The organism is Streptomyces sp. NPDC006733, assembly GCF_040636125.1.
Taxonomy (GTDB): domain Bacteria; phylum Actinomycetota; class Actinomycetes; order Streptomycetales; family Streptomycetaceae; genus Actinacidiphila.
The window spans coordinates 17860-37292 of sequence record NZ_JBEYJD010000023.1 but is presented as its reverse complement, the minus strand read 5'-3'; the positions used below and the strand labels follow the sequence as shown (position 1 = coordinate 37292).

Sequence of the window (19433 nt, the reverse complement as noted above, 5' to 3'; positions counted from 1 at the left end):
TGCGGCCGCACCGGGTGCCCGTCCGTCAGCTGTCGTCAGCTGTCGCTCAGCAGCGCCGTTCCGCGCTCGATCAGTTCGGCGAGCTCCTTGACGTGCGCGGGCGCGGGTTCCACCAGCGGGGACCGCACCTCGCCGACGTCCAGGCCGCGCAGCCGGACGCCCGCCTTGACCAGGGAGACCGCGTAGCCGCGGCCCTGGTTGCGCAGCGCGACCAGCGGCCGGTAGAAGCCGTCGATGAGCCGGTTGACGGTCGCGTCGTCGCCGGTGTTCAGCGCCTTGTGGAAGGCGAGGGCGATCTCGGGCGCGAAGCAGAAGACGGCCGAGGAGTACAGCAGCACGCCGATGCCGCGGTAGGCGAGGCCGGTGAGCTCCGCGGTGGGCAGCCCGTTGAAGTAGAGGAAGTCGCGCTCGGGCAGGTCGGTGCGGACCGCGCTGACGATCCGCTGCATCAGGTCGAGGTCGCCGAGGCCGTCCTTGAGGCCGATGATGTTGGGGATCCTCGCCAGCTCGACGACGGTCTCCGGGTCGAAGACGGCGTTGTCGCGCTGGTAGACGATGATGTCGAGCCCGGTGCCTGCGGCCAGGCCGGAGTAGTGGCGGAGCAGGCCGGCCTGGTCCGGGACGACGAGGTAGGGCGGCATGGCGAGCAGCCCGTCGGCGCCCGCGTCCTCGGCCAGCCGCGCGAACTGCACCGCCAGCGCGGTCCCGTAGCCGGCTCCCGCGACGACCGGCACCCGGCCGGCCGAGACCTCGACGGCCGCGGCGACGCAGGCGCGGAACTCCTCGGGGGTCAGCGCGTGGAACTCGCCCGTGCCGCAGCACGCGAAGACCGCCGCCGCGCCCGCCTCGATCCCCTGGCGCACGTGCGCGCGGAAGGTGTCGAGGTCCAGCTCACCGTCCGGACCGTAGGCCGTGACGGGGAAGAACAGCAGGCCGTCGAGGCGCTCGGCAAGTGAGGCTGAGGTCATCGGATCCCCTTGAAGTTCTGTGCGCTCTTCTGGCTGTGCGCTCTTCTGATTCACGTCCATATTCGTGAACGCTGCCACGCTAAGCGAGCCCGGCCGCGCCGGTCAAGCGAACGGACATGCCTTGACGGTGCCGAGGGCTCTCTTTAGCCTGTCCATAGATATGAATGATGTCCACGGAGGAGAACAATGCCCGTTCCCCGCACCATCCTGCTCACCGGCGCCGCGGGCGGCCTGGGCACCCTGATGCGTGAACTGCTGCCCGCGTACGGCTACGAGCTCCGCCTGCTGGACGTCCGGCCCGTCGACGGGGCGCCGGACGCCATCACGGCCGATCTCACGGACGCCGACGCGCTGCGCGAGGCGGTCCGGGGCGTCGACGCGATCATCCACCTCGCGGGCATCTCCCTGGAAGCACCCTTCGAGAAAATCGTGCGTTCCAACATCGAGGGGACCTACCACCTCTACGAGGCGGCGCGCCTGGAGGGCGTGCCGCGCGTCGTGTTCGCCTCCAGCAACCACGCCGTCGGCTTCACCCCCCGCCCCACCGGTGACGACCCGCTGATCCCCATCGACACCCCGCGCCGCCCGGACACCTTCTACGGGCTCTCCAAGTGCTTCGGCGAGGACCTCGCCTCCCTCTACTGGGACCTGCACGGCCTGGAGACCGTCTCGCTGCGGATCGGCTCCTGCTTCCCCGAGCCGACCTCCGTGCGGATGCTCTCGGTCTGGATGAGCCCCGCCGACTGCGCCCGGCTGCTGCACGCCGCCCTCACCGCCGAGGACGTCCGGCACACCGTCGTCTACGGCAGCTCGGCCAACACCCGCCTGTGGTGGGACCTGACGACGGCCCGCAAGCTCGGGTACGAGCCGCAGGACGACTCCGAGCCCTTCGCCGCCGCCCTCATCGCCGAGCACGGCGAGCTCGACCCGGCCAACCCCGACCACGCCCACCTGGGCGGCCCCTTCTGCACGAACCCGCCCGTCTGGCCGTACTGACGGCGCGGGACGCCGCTCCGGCGGGCCGTACGGCCCTGCGGCCCGTGCGACCAGGCCGTTCCCGACCGGTGGAGCAAGGTAATGGAACCGCAAAGCCCGGTCGATCGTTAGCGGGGCATGACCGCTATGACACCCGGCTCGAATGTCCCGCTCTCCGTACCGCGCGTCGCGGTGGACGTCACCGCACCCGTGCGGCTCGACGTGTCGGGCCTGCTGCTCACCGCCGACGGCAAGGTGCGCTCGGACGACGACTTCGTCTTCTACAACCAGCCGAACGGCCCGGGCGTGAGCCACCAGTCGGGCCGCGGCACCGGACCCGACTCGATCACCGTGGACACCGGCGCGGTGCCCGAGGGCATCGAGAAGATCGTCGTGACGGCGAGCCTGGACGCGGCGAACGCCACCTTCGCCGGCACCGAGCCCACGGCCACGGTCCGGGACGCCGACAGCGGCAGCGTCATCGCGACGTTCACCCCGCCGCGGCTGGGCTCGGAGACCGCGCTCGTGGTCGCCGAGGTCTACCGGCGCGGCGGCGCGTGGAAGGTGCGCGCGGTCGGCCAGGGGTACTCCAACGGCCTGGCCGGGATCGCCACCGACTTCGGGGTGAGCGTGGAGGAGCCCGCGGCCGCCCCGGCGGCGCCCGCGGCCCCGCAGGCACCCGCCGCGCCCGCCGCCCCGCAGCCGCCCGCCGCCCCGCAGGGCTTCGGCCCGCCGCCCGCCATGCCGAGCGCACTGCCGCCGCAGCCCCCGGCCCCGCCCGCCCCGCCGGCCGCCCCGCCCGCGCCCACGAAGATCAACCTGGACAAGGGCCGGGTCAGCCTCACGAAGAACCAGTCCGTCTCCCTGGTCAAGGGCGGCAGGCCGCTGATGTCCTCGGTGCGGCTGGGCCTGGGCTGGGAGCCCGCCTTCGGCGGCCGCTCCATCGACCTGGACGCGTCCGTCATCGCGTACGGCCCGACCCGCAACCACATCGAGACCTGCTACTTCGGCCGGCTCAGCATCATCAACGGCGCCATCCAGCACTCCGGCGACAACCTCACCGGCGCGGGCTCCGGCGACGACGAGACGATCACCGTCCACCTCGGCGGCCTGCCGCCCGAGGTCACCGGCCTCGTCTTCACCGTCAACTCGTACTCCGGGCAGAAGTTCAACAAGGTGGCCAAGGCGTACTGCCGGCTGCTGGACGGCGCCACCGGCGAGGAGCTGGTCCGCTTCGACCTCACCAACGGCGAGGCCCGCACCGGCGTCCTGATGTGCAAGATGGTCAAGCAGTTCTCCGGCGAGTGGGAGATGACCGCGCTGGGCGACTTCATCGACTCGCGCAGCGCCAAGGGCATGGTGAAGCCGGCCGCGGCGGCGCTGTAGCGCCACGGCGGCCGGCTGCCGGCCCGGAGCCCGTCAGCCCGCCGGCCGGCCGTTCGGCCGCCGGCGGGTCACCGGGTCAGCAGTGCTTCTGCCGACGCCAGGGGCCGGTGATCGCGAGCATGATCCCCGGCTCCTGGATGTTGGCGAACAGGGTGTGCCCGTCGGGCGAGAAGGTCACCCCGGTGAACTCGCTGTACTCCGGCTCCAGGTCGGTGCCGATGTTCAGCTCGTTGCGGGCGATCGGGTAGGTGCGGCCGTCGTCCAGCGCGCCGAACAGGTGCTGGATGCCCGCGCCGTCCTCGGCGATGACCAGGCCGCCGTAGGGCGAGACGGTGATGTTGTCCGGGCCGTCGAACGGGCCGTCGGCGCCCGGGTCGGCGTTGACGCCGAGCAGCACCTTGAGGGTCAGCGTGCGGCGCTTCGGGTCGTAGAACCAGACGGCGCCGTCGTGCGGCACCGGGCTCTCGGCACGGGCGAAGGACGAGACGATGTACGTGCCGCCGTCGCCCCACCACATCCCCTCCAGCTTGCGGGCCCGGGTGACCTCGCCCGCCGCGAACTGCTTGCGCACCGAGACCGTCTTCGCGTCGCGGTCCGGGACGTCGACCCAGTCCACGCCGTAGACGGTGCCGGTCCGCGTCGCCCGCGACAGGTCGTCGACGAACTTGCCGCCCGAGTCGAAGCACTTGAACGCCTGCAGCACACCGGCGGTCTCGCCGAGCGTGTCGAGCCGCCCGCGGCCGTGGTGGAAGCCGGCCGGCGGCGTCCAGCGGTAGAGCAGCCCGTTCGGGCCCGACGCGTCCTCGGTCAGGTACAGGTGGCCGCGCTTGGGGTCGACGACGACCGCTTCGTGCGCGTACCGGCCCAGCGCCTTGATCGGCTTGGGGTCGCGGTTGGCCCTGCGGTTGTACGGGTCGACCTCGAAGACGTAGCCGTGGTCCTTGGTCATGCCGTTCTGGCCGGCCTTGTCCTCGGTCTCCTCGCAGGTCAGCCAGGTGCCCCAGGGGGTCGCGCCGCCCGCGCAGTTGGTGGAGGTGCCGGCGATGCCGACCCACTCGGCGACGTGGTCGCCGTGCTTGGCGACCTCCACGACGGTGCAGCCGCCGGACGCCGCCGGGTCGTAGACCAGGCCCTCGATGAGCGGCACCGGGTGCGGCCAGTCGGCCCGCTTGCCCTTCAGCTCGTGGTTGTTGACGAGCAGCGTCGCCCCGCGCACGCCGGCGAAGGTGGCGGTGCCGTCGTGGTTGGACGGGGTGGACTCGCCGGTCTCCAGCTTGGTGACGCCGGTGCGGGTGATCACCCGGTACGAGAAGCCCGCCGGCAGCCCGAGCAGGCCCTTCGGGTCCTCGATGATCGGGCCGTAGCCCAGCTCGGGCGCGTGGTGCCCGGCGCCCGGCTTGGCGGCGGCTGTGGCGGGGGTGTCGGCGGCGAGCGCGCCCGGGGCGGTGGCGAGGACGTCGACGGCACCTGCCAGGGCCACGCCGGCACCGGTGATGGCTGTGCGCTGAACGAAGTCTCTACGGCTGAGCGGCACTCTGGGGCTCCTTCTGTCGCGGGCTGCGGCGGTCACGTTCCCTTCCCGAGACGAACGCCACATGAACGACATCCGGCCACCGGGAAGCCACATATGGATAAGCTGTAAAACCCGTAAAGAATCTTCGTATACAAGGTCAAGTCATGACCAACACCCTGATGTACGAATTTCCGTGTGAAAGTGCTTGACCTTCCTCACGGGTCGCAATAGACCGGCAGGTGTCGCACCAATCCGTGGGGGAGGCGGAGCGCATGGACGCCAAAGAGGCCCGCATCCGTCACGAGAGCCGGCTCATGCAGCTGGCCAACGTCACCGGAGTCGGCACCGGGCGGGACGAGCGGACCGGCGAGGACCTGATAGTCGTCTTCGTCAGCCGCAAAGTACCCCGCGCCGAGCTCCGCGCTGAAGATGTGGTTCCGGCCGAACTGGACGGCGTGCCGGTACAGGTGCTCGCCGTCGGAGATGTGACCGCGCTGGGCGGATGACCCGGCGGTGCGACCCGCGGCCTGTCGGCCCGCGGCCGTCGCAGGAAGCCGGTCGGCCGGTCGCGGCGCCGTGAGGCACCGGAACCGCGAACCCCGAGCAGGGTTCCGATCAGGACTCCGATCGGAACTCCGATCAGGACTCCGAAGAGGAAGAGGTGGTCAGGCGTGAGCCGACCCGAAATGATGCGCGGCCCCACCGGTGGGCGTGTGAGCGATTCCTCGAAGCAGCAGGCACTGTCCGAGTTCCTGCGGCCGCAGTCTCCCCTCTCCAACGTGGTCGGCTTCGGTCACGGCATGAAGTGGACCGACGGGGAGCCGACCGGCGAGGAGGCCGTTCTGGTCTTCGTGACGCAGAAGCTGCCCGAGTCGATGCTGCCCGAGCGGGACGTCGTCCCGCGGCAGATGGACGACGGAACGCCGACCGACGTCCTGGCCGTCGGGCATGTGGCGGCACAGCGGCAGTCGCCGCGCCAGTACCGTGAACTCCAGCGCGAGGGCGGCTCTTCCCGCGCCGACGGCAGTATGTCGGAGCAGCAGCTGCAACTGGAGGAGCTGGGCCTGAGCCTGGCCGAACCGCAGGTGCTCAAGCGCCGGATGCGGCCGGCCCCGTCCGGCTTCTCGGTCGGCAACATCGCGGTGACCGCGGGCACGCTGGGCAGCGTGGTGTACGACTTCCTGCCCGGCGCCACCACGGACCCGCCGGGACCCGGCATCGGTTCGCCCTCGCAGTACTACATCCTCAGCAACAACCACGTGCTCGCCGACTCCAACCGGGCGCAGATCGGCTCGGCGATCCTGCAGCCCGGCGTGTTCGACGGCGGGACGGACCCGGCCGACCGGATCGCGACGCTGAGCCGCTTCATCCCGATCCAGTTCGCACCGCAGACCCCGCTGGACCAGCACAACAACGTCGTCGACTGCGCGCTGGGCAGGGTGGAGTTCCAGGACGCCACCCGCGACCAGAACTACTGCGGCCCGCCGCGCGCCTGGCGGCGCAAGTCCAACGTGGCCGTCGGCGACCTCGTCAAGAAGACCGGCCGCACCACGAACTTCACGATCGGCCGGATCGTCTCGGTCGACGCCGTCATCGACGTCAACTACGGCACGGCGGGCACCGCCCGCTTCAAGGACCAGATCCTCACCACCAACATCTCGGCCGGCGGTGACTCCGGGTCCCTGGTGACGTCGCTCGACAGCGTCGCGGTCGGGCTGCTCTTCGCGGGGTCCAACACCGTCACCGTGCTCAACCACATCGAGAACGTACGCGCCCTGCTGCGCGTCGAGATCGCCGAGCAGCTGGCCTGAGAGGGGGGAACCATGACCACCCAAGCACAGAAGAAGCAGCGCCAACAGCGCTCGGAGCACCGCTTCATCAACCCCCAGGGCGCCGAGGTCAAGTCCCGTGACGAGGCCTTCGGGCCGCAGGCGGACGTGTCCGACAAGGCCGTCCAGACGACGGCCAAGCTGGAACTGCACAACGGCGCGGTGTCCTTCGGCATCGAGGTCACGTACAACCCGAACACCTACCCGCACGTGATCACCGGCGGCCACATCACCTCCGGCATCTGCGGTGCGCCGTGGGACATCACCGGCGGCTTCCTCGGCGAACAGATCCGGCTCGACGCGAAGCGGTCGGGGCAGGGCTCCTGCGCCAACACGATCACGATCGTCGGCGAGTACCAGAACCCGCCGGCCTACCGCGGAACGTACGGCTTCGACGGGGCGTCGTCCTCGTTCAAGCACACCACGAAGTTCGAGTGCTGACGGCCTGAGCGCCCGAGTGCCTGCGGGCTGTTCAGCGAGTGCTCCACCGGGAGCGCGCCGGCCGGGCCGGGTTCCGACGGCCCGGCCGGCGCACCGCTGTCCTCCGGGCGCCGGCTAGCGTCCAGTGCCCGCCTTGGAGCGGGCCTTGAACGCGGCCTTGCGGGCGGTCTTGGCGACCGACTTGTCGGGGTGCAGCCGCCCCATCGCCTCCAGGACGTCGGAGGTGGCCGGGTGGTCGACGCGCCACACCGCGTCGAAGAAGCCGTCGTGCTGGGCGACGAGGCCGGTCACGAGTTCGGCGAGCAGCTCGGGGGCGTGCTCCGCGTCGAGCTGCGCGGCCAGCGTGTCGACCGTCAGCCAGAACACCATCGCCTCGTCCGGCGCGGGGACGTCCGGCGCGCCGCGCTCGGTCAGCCACACCCGGGCGAGCCCGCCGAGCCGGCGGTCGTCCAGGACCTCGCGCAGCGCGGGCTCCGCGTCGGCCCCGAGCAGGCTGAGGGTCTGCTGGCACATCAGCCGGCGGCCGGGCGCGCCCAGGTCGTCGCCGGTGGACGCGGCGAGCAGCTCGCGGGCCGCCTCGACGGGCTTGCGGCCGTCGAGCCACAGCTCGGCCTCGGTGCGGGCCGCCTGGTCCGGGTAGTCGGTCATCGCCTCCAGGAGCACGGACCCGGGCCGGTCGGCGAGGTCGCCGACGGCGGGGGCGTGGGCGCCCGCGTCGAGCAGCCGGGCGCGGACGCCGAAGACGCCGAGCGGGGTGAGCCGGACCAGGCCGTAGCGGGAGACCTCCTCCGGGTCGAGTTCGCCCGAGAAGTCCCGGTCGAAGGCCGCGTCACCGTCACCGGCCGCCCCTTCCTCGTCCTCCTCGATGAGCGCGTCGTCGACCGGCTGGTACTCGATCAGGCCGGTGGGGGCGAGCAGCCGGAAGTGGTCGTCCAGCCGCATCATGACCTCGGTGACCTCCTCCAGGACGTCGTCCGTCGGCTCGGCCATGTCGTCGGGGACGACGAGCGAGGCCGCGAGCACGGGCAGCGGCACGGCCTCGTACCCGGCCTCCTCCATCGCGGTGTACGCGTAGAGGTTGGCGAGCGCCGCGTCGAGGAACTCGGCCTCCTCCTCCGGGTCCCAGTCCAGCGCGTCGAGGTCCAGGACGCCGTCGTCGTCCTGCCCGTCGCCGCCGATGGCGGCGCGCAGCCCCTCCAGGTCGGGCGAGGCGGCCTCGCCGAGGGCGGTCTCGGCGGTGGCGAGCCACACCTCCAGCACGTCCTGCGGCTCGCCCGCGGTCAGTTGGGCGAGCGCCTCGCCGGGCAGTGCGCTGCCCGCGGGCTCGCCGGACTCCGTGGTCTGGCCCGCGGCCTCGTCGATCTCCAGCTCGACCAGGCCGGTGTCGATGGCGATGCCCCAGGCCTGGGAGGTCTCGGCCAGCCCGTCCTGGTCGTCGGCGAGGCCCAGCTCGGCCGCCGCGCGCAGCCGGTCGTCCTCCGTCAGCTCGCCCATGACGTCGACCCGGGTGCCGGGCCCGGCCCAGCGGGCCAGCCGGACCGCGCGCTCCAGCAGCGGCACGGCGAGCGCGAGCCGTGCCAGCTCGTCCTCGGGAAGCAGCCGCACGGGCGGCAGGGCGAGGCGGTCAGCGGCCATGGCGGGGTTCTCCTCAACAGCGGTGGGGGGTGACAGCGCCGCGCGTGCGAGGCAGCGCGGACCCAGCCTAGACGCGTCGGGAGGCGGCAGGTCCGGTTCATCTCCCCTTCAGGGTTCGTTCCCTTTTCGTCCCTTGTCCGGCTCTTGACAACACACGCCCCCTACAAGGAAATTGACGCGCGTAGACCTTTGCTCGGGAGACCCGCGCCCCACCAACTCCCGCACCTTGTTCCAGAGACCTTTGCCCTCACGGAGGCCACGTTGACCACCCCTCGCTCCATCGGCGCCATAGTCACCGCCGCGCTCGCGGCCGGGCTGATCGCCATGCCGCAGTCCGCGACCGCGGACACGTCCGCCGCCGACGGTGTGCGCGTGCACGACCTGCAGGGCGCCACCCGGCTCTCCCCGCTGGCCGGCCAGGCGGTGACCGCGGTGCCCGGCATCGTGACCGGCGTCCGCACCTACGGCTCCTCCAAGGGCTTCTGGCTGCAGGACCCGACGCCGGACGCGGACCCGGCGACCAGCGAGGGCGTCTTCGTCTTCACCAGCTCCGCCCCCACGGTGGCGGTCGGCGACTCGGTGACGGTCTCCGGCACGGTCAGCGAGTTCTACCCGGGCGGCAAGGCCGCCGGCGACCAGTCCGTCACCGAGATCACCAAGCCGGTCGTCACGGTCGTCTCCTCCGGCAACGCGCTGCCCGCCCCGGTGGTCCTGAACAGCGCCGCCGTCCCGGCCGCGTACGTCCCGGCCGGCGACCCGGCCGCCGGCAACAGCATCGAGGCGCTGCCGCTGCGGCCCGCGGCGTACGCGCTGGACCTGTACGAGTCCCTGGAGGGCATGAACGTCCAGGTCGCCGACACCCGCGTGGTCGGCGCCACCGACCCGTACTCCGAGCTGTGGGTGACGGTCCGGCCCGAGGACAACCCGTCCGCGCGCGGCGGCACGGTCTACGGCTCCTACGCGAACCAGAACTCCGGCCGGCTGCAGATCCAGTCCCTGGTCCCGACGGCCCAGCAGCCCTTCCCGACCGCGAACGTCGGCGACGTCCTGACCGGCACCACCGAGGGCCCGCTGGACTACAACCAGTTCGGCGGCTACACCCTCACCGCCCGCACCCTCGGCACCGTCGCCTCGCACGGCCTGCAGCCGGAGACGACGCGCAAGCAGCGCAAGGACGAGCTGGCGGTCGCGACGTACAACGTCGAGAACCTGGACCCGTCCGACCCGCAGGCCAAGTTCGACCGGCTCGCCGCGGGTGTCGTCACGCACCTCGCGTCGCCCGACATCGTCGCCCTGGAGGAGATCCAGGACAACAACGGCGCGGTCAACGACGGCACGGTCGCCGCCGACCAGACGCTCAACAAGTTCATCGACGCGATCGTCGCCGCGGGCGGCCCGCGCTACCAGTGGCGCTCCATCGACCCGACCAACGGGACCGACGGCGGCGAGCCCGGCGGCAACATCCGCCAGGCGTTCCTCTTCAACGCGGCGCGGGTCTCCTTCACCGACCGGCCCGGCGGCGACGCCACCACGCCGGTCTGGGTGTCCAGCAACCACGGCAGGGCCGCGCTCAGCGTCTCCCCCGGCCGCATCGCCCCCGGCGACAGCGCCTGGGCCGACAGCCGCAAGCCGCTCGCGGGCGAGTTCTCCTTCCGCGGCAAGCCCGTCATCGTCATCGCCAACCACTTCGCCTCGAAGGGCGGCGACGCGCCCCTGACCAGCCGCGTCCAGCCGGTGGTGCGCAGCTCCGAGACCAAGCGCCTGCAGCAGTCCGTCCAGGTCAACACCTTCGTGCGGCAGATCCAGGCGGTCCAGAAGGACGCCCGGGTCGTCGTGCTCGGCGACATCAACGACTACGAGTTCTCCGCCGCCGGGCTGCGCCTGACCGAGGGCCGCGCGCTCAAGGACCTCGCCCTGTCGCTGCGTCCGAGCGAGCGCTACTCCTACGTCTACCAGGGCAACTCGCAGGTGCTCGACCACATCCTGGTCAGCCCCTCCCTCGGCACGCCGGACTACGACGTGGTCCACATCAACGCCGAGTTCGCCGACCAGGCCAGCGACCACGACCCCCAGGTCGCCCGCATCCGCCCGTAACGCCTCCGCGACCCGGGGCGCCCGCCGTCACGGCGGGCGCCCCGGCGTCGTCCCCCGGCCGTCCGGCCGCCGACTCACACCCGTCCCGCGCCCGGCAACCGCTCCGTGGCGTCGTCGGCGGTGACGGCGGTGGCGGTGGCCGCGGCGATGTTGACCAGGTTGGAGTCGCCGTAGACCAGGGTGTTGTTCTGGATGATGGCCACCTGGCGGACGAAGCCCGCGACGGCGACGCCGTGCTCCTCCAGGAACTCCTCGACCGCGTTGAACATCCACTTCTGCAGGATCGACACGTGGCGCCGGACGTCCTCCTCCTGGTGCATGTCGGTGACGGTCCGCATCGCGTAGCGCTCGCGCAGGCTCAGCGGCTGGTCGGGGCGCGGCGGCTGCGCGGCGGGCGCCTGGTGCTCGCGGGCGGGCGGCAGGGTGCGCAGGGCGTGGCCGGTCGCACGGTACGCGCGGGCCGCCAGCGCGACGGTGTCCGCGACGCAGTCCACCGGCAGTTTGGCGATCTGCAGCGCGAGCCGGCGCCCCCGGCGCACCCGGCCGGCCGCCTGGAAGAACGGCGGGGCGATGATGTGCGGCCGGGTCACGAAGTGCAGCGTCCTGCCCTCCAGGGCCGCGTGGACGAAGACCGTGACCACGACGTGCCCGCCCCAGCTCACCACCTGCGCCGACAGGTAGCGGCGGGAGTGCGCGCTGGACGGCGAGCTGCGCCCGTTGAGGCACATCGCCTCCGCCTCGGGCTCCGGCCAGCCCCCTCCGCGGGGGTTCCTGAGGTCCCGCCAGAGGTACGCGGGCGTCACGTACATCTCCGCCACGTCGCAGTTGGGCAGCGCGTGGGTCTCCGTCAGGTTGCCGCTCAGCGCGAGCAGCTCGTCCCGCACCCGGTCGAGCAGGTCGTCGGCCTCGAACGTCCGGTACCCGTGCGGCCCGTGGGACGCGCGGTGCTCCTCGGAGTCGGCGTCGTACTCCTCGTCGTCCGGGTCCCGCGCCCGCCCGTTCCTGTCGTCCGGGCCGGCGGCGGTCAGCTGGAGCCGCACCGCCCCCGGGAACCAGGCGTCGCGCCCCGCGCCCAGGAAGTGGCTGATCGACCCCTCCCGGACGTAGGGGATGGTCTGCCAGGTCTCCATCTCCTCGATGGCGGCGATCCGGCTCGCCGCGTACGGGGCCCCGCGCGGCCGCTGCGCCACGGTCTTCCTGGCCGGCCGCAGCGACTGCGTGTAGCCGAGCGCCGCCACCCGGTCGGCGAGGTGGACGACGGTGAGCAGGACGGCGAGCCACCCGGCGGTGTGCAGCGCTTCGATGACGGTGTCGTGCAGGAACCCGCTGTGCGACCGGGCGACCACCCAGGCCCAGACGACCAGGACGGCGAGGAGCGCGGTCACGACGACCGAGCCGGCGCCCCGGCGCAGCAGCCCCATCGCCCCGCCGCCGGTCAGCAGTTGGGTCACCAGGACCACGATGAGCCAGACCACCAGGGCCCGCGGGTGCCACAGGGACATCAGGCCGAACGCGGCCCACAGCGCGAGCACGCGCAGCCGCTGCTGGCGGCGGGCGGCCACGCAGTGGGTGAGGATCGTCGCCAGCCCGAAGCCGTAGGACGGCACCGGCCGCAGCGGCGAGCGCAGCACGTGGGCGATGGCCCAGGCGGCGATCCGCTCGCCGGTCTCGGGTGAGGGGCCGGAGGACCGCGGGGCCGGGCCGCGATGGCCCGCCATCCGCTCCCCCGCCTCCATCAGCCGCCGGCGCAGCTCGGCGGCCCGGTCGCGCCGCACGTGGACGCCTGCCGCGAGGCGCCGGGTGACGGGAGTGTCGGCGACGTGCCGCCGCACCGCGTACTTCCGGCGGCCCCGCCCGGATCCGGGCGCGTCCAGCGGTACGGCCGGCGCGGCCCCGATGTCGTTGACCGTGCGGCTGCGCCACGACAGGATCGACATCCGCGGACCCCCGTTCACCCCGTTCACCCCGAAGCGGGTCGAAGGAGCGCGGGCGCACAGCGCGGCCCGCCCCCTGACCGCTTCCCCCTCGTGGCGCCATATTGGGGGACCGGCCCGTACCGCGCCAGGGTCGGAACCGGAGCGCGTCGGCCGGTCCTGACATTGGCCGGATTACGGCCAACGCCCTGGGGCGGGGGTCGAGCAGCGGGGCTGGAGTGCGGCGCCGGACGAGCGGGGCCCGCCCGGCGCCGTCGCTCAGTTGTGGCTGTGCAGCAGTGCGTTCAGGCCGCCCCACGAGCCGGTGCGCTGCAGGACCTCGACCGTGCCGGTGGTGGAGTTCCGGCGGAAGAGGAGGTTGTCGGCGCCGTTGAGCTCCAGGGCCTTGACGATCCGGCCGTCCGGGAGCGTGACGCGGGTGCCGGCGGTGACGTAGAGGCCGGCCTCGACGACGCAGTCGTCACCGAGCGCGATGCCGATGCCGGACTCGGCGCCCAGCAGGCAGCGCTCGCCGATGGAGACGACCTGCTTGCCGCCGCCCGAGAGGGTGCCCATGATCGACGCGCCGCCGCCGATGTCGGAGCCGTCGCCGATGACGACGCCCTGCGAGATCCGGCCCTCGACCATGCTCGTCCCGAGAGTTCCGGCGTTGAAGTTGCAGAAGCCCTCGTGCATCACGGTGGTGCCGGCGGCGAGGTGCGCGCCGAGGCGGACGCGGTCGGCGTCGGCGATGCGGACGCCGGCGGGGGTGACGTAGTCCGTCATGCGGGGGAACTTGTCGACACCGTAGACGGACAGGTGCAGGCCCTCAGCGCGGGCGGCGAGGCGCGTGGCGTCGATCCCGGCGACCGGCACGGGGCCGATGGAGGTCCAGGCGACGTTGGCGAGCAGCCCGAACAGGCCTTCGAGGCTCTGGCCGTTGGGGCGCACCAGGCGGTGGCTGAGCAGGTGCAGGCGCAGGTAGGCGTCGTGCGCGTCGAGCGGCTTGTCGTCGGTCGAGGCGATCACGGTGCGGACGGCGACGACCTCCACCCCGCGGCGCGGGTCCGGGCCGAGCGCCTTGGGCGCGGCCGCGCCCAGCAGCTCGGCGGCGCGCTCGGCGGTCAGCCGCTCGGTGCCGGCCGGACCGGGGTCGGCGACGAGCTCGGGGGCGGGGTACCAGGTGTCCAGGACCGTGCCGTCATCGGCGATGGTGGCGAGGCCGGCGGCAACGGCACCGGTGGAGCGGGCAACGGTCGAAGCGGTCGAGTCAGTCATGCCCCGCACGCTAGCCGCTGACCACGCCCGATGCCCAACCGGCCCGACATGCGACATGCGCGTCCGCGCGAGGACGCGGCCGGCCGCCGCCTAGGTCGTCGCGCTCCCGGCCAGCAGGCGGCCGAACATCTCGCGGGCCCAGCCGCGGTCGTAGGGGGCGTTGGTCAGCAGGGACTGGAGGCAGATGCCGTCGATGAGGGCGATCAGGGCCCGGGCGGTGGCCGGGTCGGTGTGCGGGGTGAGGAGGTCGGTGGCCTGGGTGACCCACTCCGCCGCGATGGGGCGGACCGCCTCGCGGCGCAGGGCCGCCAGGTAGAGGTCGTAGTCCCGTTCGATCAGGGTGCGGTCGCCGGTGAGCCACACCTCCAGCAGCCGGGACAGCTCGTCCGCGAGTGCGGCCGGGGAGGCCGCCCGCGCGGGCGGGTCCGCGAAGAGCGGGCTGTCGCGGATGGACTGGGCGAAGCCCTCGTTGGACTGGCGGAGCGCGGCGACCAGCAGGTCGTCGAGGGTCGCGAAGTGGTACGTCGTCGAGCCGAGCGGCACGTCCGCCTCGGCGGCGACCGAGCGGTGGCTCAGCCCGGCGATGCCGCGGGCGCCGACCACCCGGATCGCGGCGTCGATGATGCGCGCCCGCCGCTCGGGGTCGTGGCGGCGGGGCATCAGTGCGACCCGCCGAGGTTGAGGACGATGACGCCCGCGATCACCAGCAGCACCCCGAGCACCTTCGCGGCGTTCGCCGCCTCCCCCAGGAAGAGCATCCCGATCGCCGCGATGGCCGCGGTGCCGACCCCCGCCCAGATCGCGTACGCGGTGCCGACCTCGACCGTCTTCAGGGTCCGCGCGAGCAGCGTGAAGGCGATGAGGTAGCCGGTGACCGTGATCGCGGAGGGCCAGAGCCGGCTGAAGCCCTCGCTGTACTTCATCGCGGTGGTGCCGAGGACCTCGGCGGCGATCGCGCCGCCCAGCATGATGTAGCCCATGTGTACAAGCGTACACATGGGCTGCACCGGTCGGCCGCGGTCAGCCGATGCTGAACCAGGTCGCGCGGGACTTCTTCCACTCCGCGTGCGTGAGGTCCTTGGCCTCCGTGCCGTCGCCGTACAGGTCGGCCGAGCCGTCGTCGGTGATCAGCTGCGCGCGGGCGCCCGGCACGGTGAGGTCCGGGACGTCCACGACGGCCTCCCAGCCGCCCGCGTCGCTCGTCGGCAACTGCACGCGCTTGACCGGGGCGTGGCCCGCGACGCCGTCCCACGAGTACAGCGCGTACGGGTCGCTGTTGTCGTCGGCGGCCCAGGAGCCGGCCACGATCAGGTACTGGTCGGCGGCGTTCTTGCGGATGTCGCGGATGCTCAGGCCGCCCAGGTCGAGCTCGATCGGGGCGCCGAGGACGGCCTTGGTGCCGGTGACGACCTTGTCGATGTTGGTGACCGGCACGATCAGCGCCTTGCCGCCCACCACGTGCGGGGCCAGCGGGGCGCGGAAGCCGATGTACGCGGTGGTGGTGCTGCCGGGCGCGAACTCCAGGCCCTCGACGTTGAAGCCGTCGATCTGCTTGGGCACCTGGCCGGCGGCGGCGCCCGCCGCGAAGCCGTAGCGGTTGCCGTTGGCCTTGTCCCAGGCGATCAGGTCGGCGCGCAGGTTCTTGTACTTCCCGCCCAGCGCGAGCTGGGTGCTCGCGCCCGAGCCGGTCACCGTCGTGGTGAAGAGCGTGGCGCGGTCGGCCTTGATCTCGCCGTCCTTGTTGTTGCCCAGCGAGCCGGTCCAGTAGATCGTGTCGCCGACCCGGGCGCCCGCCTCGATGTCGATCTCCTGGGAGACCCCGAGCGCGGAGCTGAAGTCCCAGGTGCGCACCGGGGCGCCGGACGCGGCACGGTCGTACAGCCGCAGCGTGTTGGACTCGTCGTCGGCCACGACCACGTAGCCGCCGCCCGCGTCCACCGCCGCCGAGGCGTCGGACGAGCCGGTGAGGTAGCGGGTGTCGGCGGCGAACTGGACCGCGGGCGAGGCCGCGTAGTGCAGCGTCCTCGTCGCGGTCTTGCCGCCCAGGCCGGTGACCTTCAGCGTCAGGTCGGTGTAGCCGGTGCCGTGCGCGGCCACCGCGACCCGGCGGGCCCCGCCGGTCCCCGTCACCGTCACGTCGCCCGCCCCCGCGACAGAGGACTTCGAGCTGGCGGAGGCGGCGACCGTGAGCGCGGAGGCGTCGGCGCCGCTCTGCGAGACCGTCGCCGTCACCACCGGGTCGCCGGTCGCCCCGACCGCCCCCGACAGGTACGCGGCGGAGAGCGTGATCACCGGGGTGCCGTAGCTCGCGGCCTGCGCCGTGGCCGGTGCGGCCAGGCCCAGGGCGCCCAGGGCGAGAGCGGCGGCCGCGGCCAGGCCGGTGCCGCGCGCGGAGGGGGAAGCGTGAGGCTGCACGAGGAGTGCCCTTCGACGTCGCTGATGTCGACGCAAACGCTCGGGCACGGCCGCCAACGAGGGGCACCCGCAGGGCATACATCCGGCGAACAACGGCGGACGGCCCGCACGCGCGAGGCGTACGGGCCGTCCGAAGTGATCACACAGGAGGCTAGCCGATGTTGAAGCCCAGCGCCCGCAGCTGCTCGCGGCCGTCGTCGCTGATCTTGTCCGGGCCCCACGGCGGCATCCAGACCCAGTTGATCTTGAGGTCGGCGACGATGCCGTCGGTCGCCGAACGCGCCTGGTCCTCGATGACGTCGGTCAGCGGGCAGGCCGCCGAGGTGAGCGTCATGTCCAGCGTCGCGACGTTGGAGTCGTCGATGTGGATGCCGTAGATCAGGCCCAGGTTGACGACGTCGATCCCCAGCTCGGGGTCGACGACGTCGTAGAGCGCCTCGCGCACTTCCTCCTCGGAAGCGGGCTTGGTCGTCACGTCAGTGTTGTCGGTCATGCGGTCTCCCTCGCCGTGCCACTCGCCAGTGCCTGCGAAGTGGCGTCTTTCCACGCCATCCAGCTCAGCAGGGCACACTTCACACGCGCCGGGTACTTGGAGACGCCGGCGAACGCGACCGCGTCCTCCAGCACCTCTTCCATCGCGTCGTCCGGTTCCACCTTGCCCTTGGACTGCATCAGCTCCAGGAAGACCTCCTGGACCTTCAGCGCGTCGTCGAGCTCGCGGCCGACCACCAGGTCGTTCAGCACCGAGGCGCTGGCCTGGCTGATCGAGCAGCCCTGTCCCTCGTACGAGACGTCCACGATCTTCGAGCCGTCGAGCTTGACCCGTAGCGTGATCTCGTCACCGCACGTCGGATTGACGTGGTGCACCTCGGCGTCGCCGTCGCGCAGACCGCGCCCGTGCGGGTGCTTGTAGTGGTCCAGGATCACTTCCTGGTACATCGAATCCAGCTTCACCAGTCAGCCCTCACCCGAAGAAGTTCCGTACGTGCTCCAGCCCCTCGACGAGGGCGTCGACCTCGGCGGGGGTGGAGTACAGATAGAACGACGCCCGCGTGGTCGCAGGAATTCCGTACCGCAGGCAGACCGGGCGGGCACAGTGGTGGCCGACGCGGACCGCGATGCCCTGCTCGTCCAGCACCTGGCCGACGTCGTGCGGGTGGATGTCGCCCAGCACGAACGAGATCGCCGCGCCCCGGTCCTCGGCCGTCGTCGGGCCGATGATCCGCAGGTCCGGGACCTCCAGCAGGCGCTTCACCGCGTACTCGGTGATGGCGTGCTCGTGGGCCTCGATCCGGTCCATGCCGATCGCGGACAGGTAGTCCACGGCCGCGCCCAGACCGACCGCCTGGGCGATCGGCGGGGTGCCGGCCTCGAACTTGTGCGGCGCCGGGGCGTACGTCGAGGAGTGCATCGAGACGGTTTCGATCATCTCGCCGCCGCCGAGGAACGGCGGCAGGTCCTCGAGCAGCTCCTGTCGGCCCCACAGCACGCCGATGCCGGTCGGACCGCACATCTTGTGGCCGGTGAAGGCCACGAAGTCGGCACCGAGCGCCTGCACGTCCAGCGGCATGTGCGGGGCGGCCTGCGAGGCGTCGATGAGGACCAGCGCGCCGACGTCCTGGGCGCGCCGGACGATCGCGTCGACCGGGTTGATCGTGCCCATGATGTTGGAGACCAGGGTGAACGAGACGATCTTCGTCTTCTCGGTGATCACCTGGTCGATGTTGGAGAGGTCGAGCCGGCCGTCGTCGGTCAGCCCGAACCACTTCAGCTTCGCGCCGGTGCGCTGCGAGAGCAGCTGCCACGGCACGATGTTGGAGTGGTGCTCCATCTCCGTGATCACTATCTCGGTCTCGCGGTCCACCCGGTAGGGCTCGTCGGCCCAGCCCAGCATGTTCGCGACGAGGTTGAGCGACTCCGAGGCGTTCTTGGTGAAGATCACCTCGTCGCGGCTCGGCGCGTTGATGAACGCGGCGACCTTGTCGCGCGCGCCCTCGTACAGCGCCGTGGCCTCCTCCGCGAGCACGTGCACACCGCGGTGGACGTTGGCGTTGTGCCGCTCGTAGTACGCGTTCAGCGCGTCGAGCACCTGGCGCGGCTTCTGCGAGGTCGCCGCGTTGTCCAGGTAAACGATCTTCTTGCCGTCGTGGACCACGCGGTCCAGGATCGGGAAGTCCTTGCGGATCGCCTCAGTGTCGAGGAGGCCGTGCAGTGGTGTCACGCGGAAGCGCCGCCCTTCGTGCTGTACGCCTCGTAGCCCTCGTTCTCCAGCTTGTCGGCCAGCTCGGCGCCGCCGGACTCGGCGATGCGGCCGTTCGAGAAGACGTGGACGAAGTCCGGCTTGATGTAGCGCAGGATGCGGGTGTAGTGGGTGATCAGCAGCGTGCCGACCTCACCGGTCTCGCGGACGCGGTTGACGCCCTCGGAGACCTGGCGCAGCGCGTCGACGTCCAGACCGGAGTCCGTCTCGTCCAGGATCGCGATCTTCGGCTTGAGGAGCTCCAGCTGGAGGATCTCGTGGCGCTTCTTCTCACCGCCGGAGAAGCCCTCGTTGACGTTGCGCTCGGCGAAGGCCGGGTCCATCTGGAGCTGCTCCATCGCGGACTTGACCTCCTTGACCCACGTGCGGAGCTTGGGGGCTTCGCCGCGGATCGCGGTGGCGGAGGTGCGCAGGAAGTTGGAGACGGAGACTCCGGGGACCTCGACCGGGTACTGCATGGCGAGGAACAGGCCGGCGCGGGCGCGCTCGTCGACGCTCATCGCGAGGATGTCCTCGCCGTCGAGCGTGACGGTGCCGCCGGTGATCGTGTACTTCGGGTGGCCGGCCACCGAGTAGGCCAGGGTGGACTTGCCCGAGCCGTTGGGGCCCATGATGGCGTGCGTCTCGCCCTGCTTAACGGTCAGGTCGACGCCGCGGAGGATCTCGCGGGGGCCGTTCTCGGCCTCGACGGAGACGTGCAGGTCGTGGATCTCAAGCGTTGCCATG

The 19433-nt window shown here is 72.0% G+C and carries 18 protein-coding genes; 6 read left to right on the top strand and 12 right to left on the bottom strand.

Annotated elements, in window-relative coordinates:
* Positions 1-35 precede the first annotated feature (35 nt).
* The gene (locus ABZ721_RS21175; protein WP_358790186.1) at positions 36-968 is read right to left on the bottom strand and encodes a 5-dehydro-4-deoxyglucarate dehydratase; all 933 of its coding nucleotides are present in this window, start codon (positions 966-968) and stop codon (positions 36-38) included.
* A gap of 186 nt (positions 969-1154) precedes the next feature.
* Between ABZ721_RS21175 and ABZ721_RS21170 the strand changes: the two genes are divergently transcribed.
* Together ABZ721_RS21170 and ABZ721_RS21165 are read left to right on the top strand one after the other, a co-directional pair.
* Entirely contained in the window at positions 1155-1964 is an 810-nt protein-coding gene (locus ABZ721_RS21170) for an NAD(P)-dependent oxidoreductase (protein WP_358790185.1), read from the top strand.
* 126 nt (positions 1965-2090) lie between these two features.
* A complete protein-coding gene (locus ABZ721_RS21165; RefSeq protein ID WP_358790276.1) occupies positions 2091-3329 on the top strand; it encodes a TerD family protein in 1239 nt (412 codons plus the stop codon).
* A gap of 76 nt (positions 3330-3405) precedes the next feature.
* On the opposite strand, the gene ABZ721_RS21160 is transcribed toward ABZ721_RS21165, so the two are convergent.
* Entirely contained in the window at positions 3406-4863 is a 1458-nt protein-coding gene (locus ABZ721_RS21160; RefSeq protein ID WP_358790184.1) for an alkaline phosphatase PhoX, read from the bottom strand.
* 251 nt (positions 4864-5114) lie between these two features.
* Between ABZ721_RS21160 and ABZ721_RS21155 the strand changes: the two genes are divergently transcribed.
* The 3 genes from ABZ721_RS21155 to ABZ721_RS21145 all read left to right on the top strand — a co-directional run bounded on the left by ABZ721_RS21155 (position 5115) and on the right by ABZ721_RS21145 (position 7112).
* Positions 5115-5348, top strand: coding sequence for a hypothetical protein (locus ABZ721_RS21155; RefSeq protein ID WP_358790183.1), 234 nt, complete (start codon positions 5115-5117; stop codon positions 5346-5348).
* 207 nt (positions 5349-5555) lie between these two features.
* Positions 5556-6653 (top strand): hypothetical protein, encoded by a 1098-nt coding sequence (locus ABZ721_RS21150; protein ID WP_358790182.1) that lies wholly within the window; start codon positions 5556-5558, stop codon positions 6651-6653.
* 12 nt (positions 6654-6665) lie between these two features.
* Entirely contained in the window at positions 6666-7112 is a 447-nt protein-coding gene (locus ABZ721_RS21145) for a hypothetical protein (RefSeq protein ID WP_358790181.1), read from the top strand.
* A 114-nt stretch (positions 7113-7226) separates the two neighbouring features.
* Here ABZ721_RS21145 and ABZ721_RS21140 read toward each other — a convergent pair whose 3' ends face one another.
* Complete coding sequence (locus tag ABZ721_RS21140) at positions 7227-8747, bottom strand: hypothetical protein (protein WP_358790180.1); 1521 nt, start codon at positions 8745-8747, stop codon at positions 7227-7229.
* Between the two features lie 261 nt (positions 8748-9008).
* Here ABZ721_RS21140 and ABZ721_RS21135 point away from each other — a divergent pair, with 261 nt between their 5' ends.
* Positions 9009-10841 (top strand): endonuclease/exonuclease/phosphatase family protein, encoded by a 1833-nt coding sequence (locus ABZ721_RS21135; RefSeq protein WP_358790179.1) that lies wholly within the window; start codon positions 9009-9011, stop codon positions 10839-10841.
* Positions 10842-10915: 74 nt separating this feature from the next.
* On the opposite strand, the gene ABZ721_RS21130 is transcribed toward ABZ721_RS21135, so the two are convergent.
* The 9 genes from ABZ721_RS21130 to sufC form a co-directional block, all read right to left on the bottom strand.
* Complete coding sequence (locus tag ABZ721_RS21130; protein ID WP_358790178.1) at positions 10916-12778, bottom strand: hypothetical protein; 1863 nt, start codon at positions 12776-12778, stop codon at positions 10916-10918.
* Positions 12779-13033: 255 nt separating this feature from the next.
* Positions 13034-14032, bottom strand: coding sequence for a 2,3,4,5-tetrahydropyridine-2,6-dicarboxylate N-succinyltransferase (dapD, locus tag ABZ721_RS21125; protein ID WP_358790177.1), 999 nt, complete (start codon positions 14030-14032; stop codon positions 13034-13036).
* A 90-nt stretch (positions 14033-14122) separates the two neighbouring features.
* Positions 14123-14692 carry a TetR family transcriptional regulator gene (locus ABZ721_RS21120; protein ID WP_358790176.1) on the bottom strand — a complete coding sequence of 190 codons (570 nt, stop codon included), beginning with the start codon at positions 14690-14692 and terminating at the stop codon, positions 14123-14125.
* Positions 14692-15012, bottom strand: coding sequence for a multidrug efflux SMR transporter (locus ABZ721_RS21115; RefSeq protein ID WP_358790175.1), 321 nt, complete (start codon positions 15010-15012; stop codon positions 14692-14694). The genes ABZ721_RS21120 and ABZ721_RS21115 overlap by 1 nt, the downstream gene beginning before the upstream one ends.
* Positions 15013-15052: 40 nt before the next feature.
* The gene (locus ABZ721_RS21110) at positions 15053-16447 is read right to left on the bottom strand and encodes a hypothetical protein (protein WP_358790174.1); all 1395 of its coding nucleotides are present in this window, start codon (positions 16445-16447) and stop codon (positions 15053-15055) included.
* Positions 16448-16598: 151 nt separating this feature from the next.
* Entirely contained in the window at positions 16599-16940 is a 342-nt protein-coding gene (locus tag ABZ721_RS21105; RefSeq protein WP_358790173.1) for a metal-sulfur cluster assembly factor, read from the bottom strand.
* Positions 16937-17401, bottom strand: a complete 465-nt coding sequence (sufU, locus tag ABZ721_RS21100; protein ID WP_358790172.1) for a Fe-S cluster assembly sulfur transfer protein SufU — start codon at positions 17399-17401, stop codon at positions 16937-16939. Before sufU ends, ABZ721_RS21105 begins: the two co-directional genes overlap by 4 nt.
* Positions 17402-17411: 10 nt before the next feature.
* Positions 17412-18668, bottom strand: a complete 1257-nt coding sequence (locus ABZ721_RS21095; protein WP_358790171.1) for a cysteine desulfurase — start codon at positions 18666-18668, stop codon at positions 17412-17414.
* Complete coding sequence (sufC, locus tag ABZ721_RS21090; RefSeq protein WP_358790170.1) at positions 18665-19432, bottom strand: Fe-S cluster assembly ATPase SufC; 768 nt, start codon at positions 19430-19432, stop codon at positions 18665-18667. Before sufC ends, ABZ721_RS21095 begins: the two co-directional genes overlap by 4 nt.
* Between the last annotated feature and the right edge of the window lies 1 nt (position 19433).

What these genes read in the sequence shown, in the direction of transcription:
- ABZ721_RS21115 (WP_358790175.1), bottom strand. Translation starts at nt 15,012, where the DNA reads ATGGGCTACATCATGCTGGGCGGCGCGATCGCCGCCGAGGTCCTCGGC.
- ABZ721_RS21165 (WP_358790276.1), top strand. Translation starts at nt 2,091, where the DNA reads ATGACACCCGGCTCGAATGTCCCGCTCTCCGTACCGCGCGTCGCGGTG.
- ABZ721_RS21155 (WP_358790183.1), top strand. Translation starts at nt 5,115, where the DNA reads ATGGACGCCAAAGAGGCCCGCATCCGTCACGAGAGCCGGCTCATGCAG.
- ABZ721_RS21170 (WP_358790185.1), top strand. Translation starts at nt 1,155, where the DNA reads ATGCCCGTTCCCCGCACCATCCTGCTCACCGGCGCCGCGGGCGGCCTG.
- dapD (WP_358790177.1), bottom strand. Translation starts at nt 14,032, where the DNA reads ATGACTGACTCGACCGCTTCGACCGTTGCCCGCTCCACCGGTGCCGTT.
- ABZ721_RS21140 (WP_358790180.1), bottom strand. Translation starts at nt 8,747, where the DNA reads ATGGCCGCTGACCGCCTCGCCCTGCCGCCCGTGCGGCTGCTTCCCGAG.
- ABZ721_RS21175 (WP_358790186.1), bottom strand. Translation starts at nt 968, where the DNA reads ATGACCTCAGCCTCACTTGCCGAGCGCCTCGACGGCCTGCTGTTCTTC.
- ABZ721_RS21120 (WP_358790176.1), bottom strand. Translation starts at nt 14,692, where the DNA reads ATGCCCCGCCGCCACGACCCCGAGCGGCGGGCGCGCATCATCGACGCC.
- ABZ721_RS21105 (WP_358790173.1), bottom strand. Translation starts at nt 16,940, where the DNA reads ATGACCGACAACACTGACGTGACGACCAAGCCCGCTTCCGAGGAGGAA.
- ABZ721_RS21130 (WP_358790178.1), bottom strand. Translation starts at nt 12,778, where the DNA reads ATGTCGATCCTGTCGTGGCGCAGCCGCACGGTCAACGACATCGGGGCC.
- sufC (WP_358790170.1), bottom strand. Translation starts at nt 19,432, where the DNA reads ATGGCAACGCTTGAGATCCACGACCTGCACGTCTCCGTCGAGGCCGAG.
- ABZ721_RS21145 (WP_358790181.1), top strand. Translation starts at nt 6,666, where the DNA reads ATGACCACCCAAGCACAGAAGAAGCAGCGCCAACAGCGCTCGGAGCAC.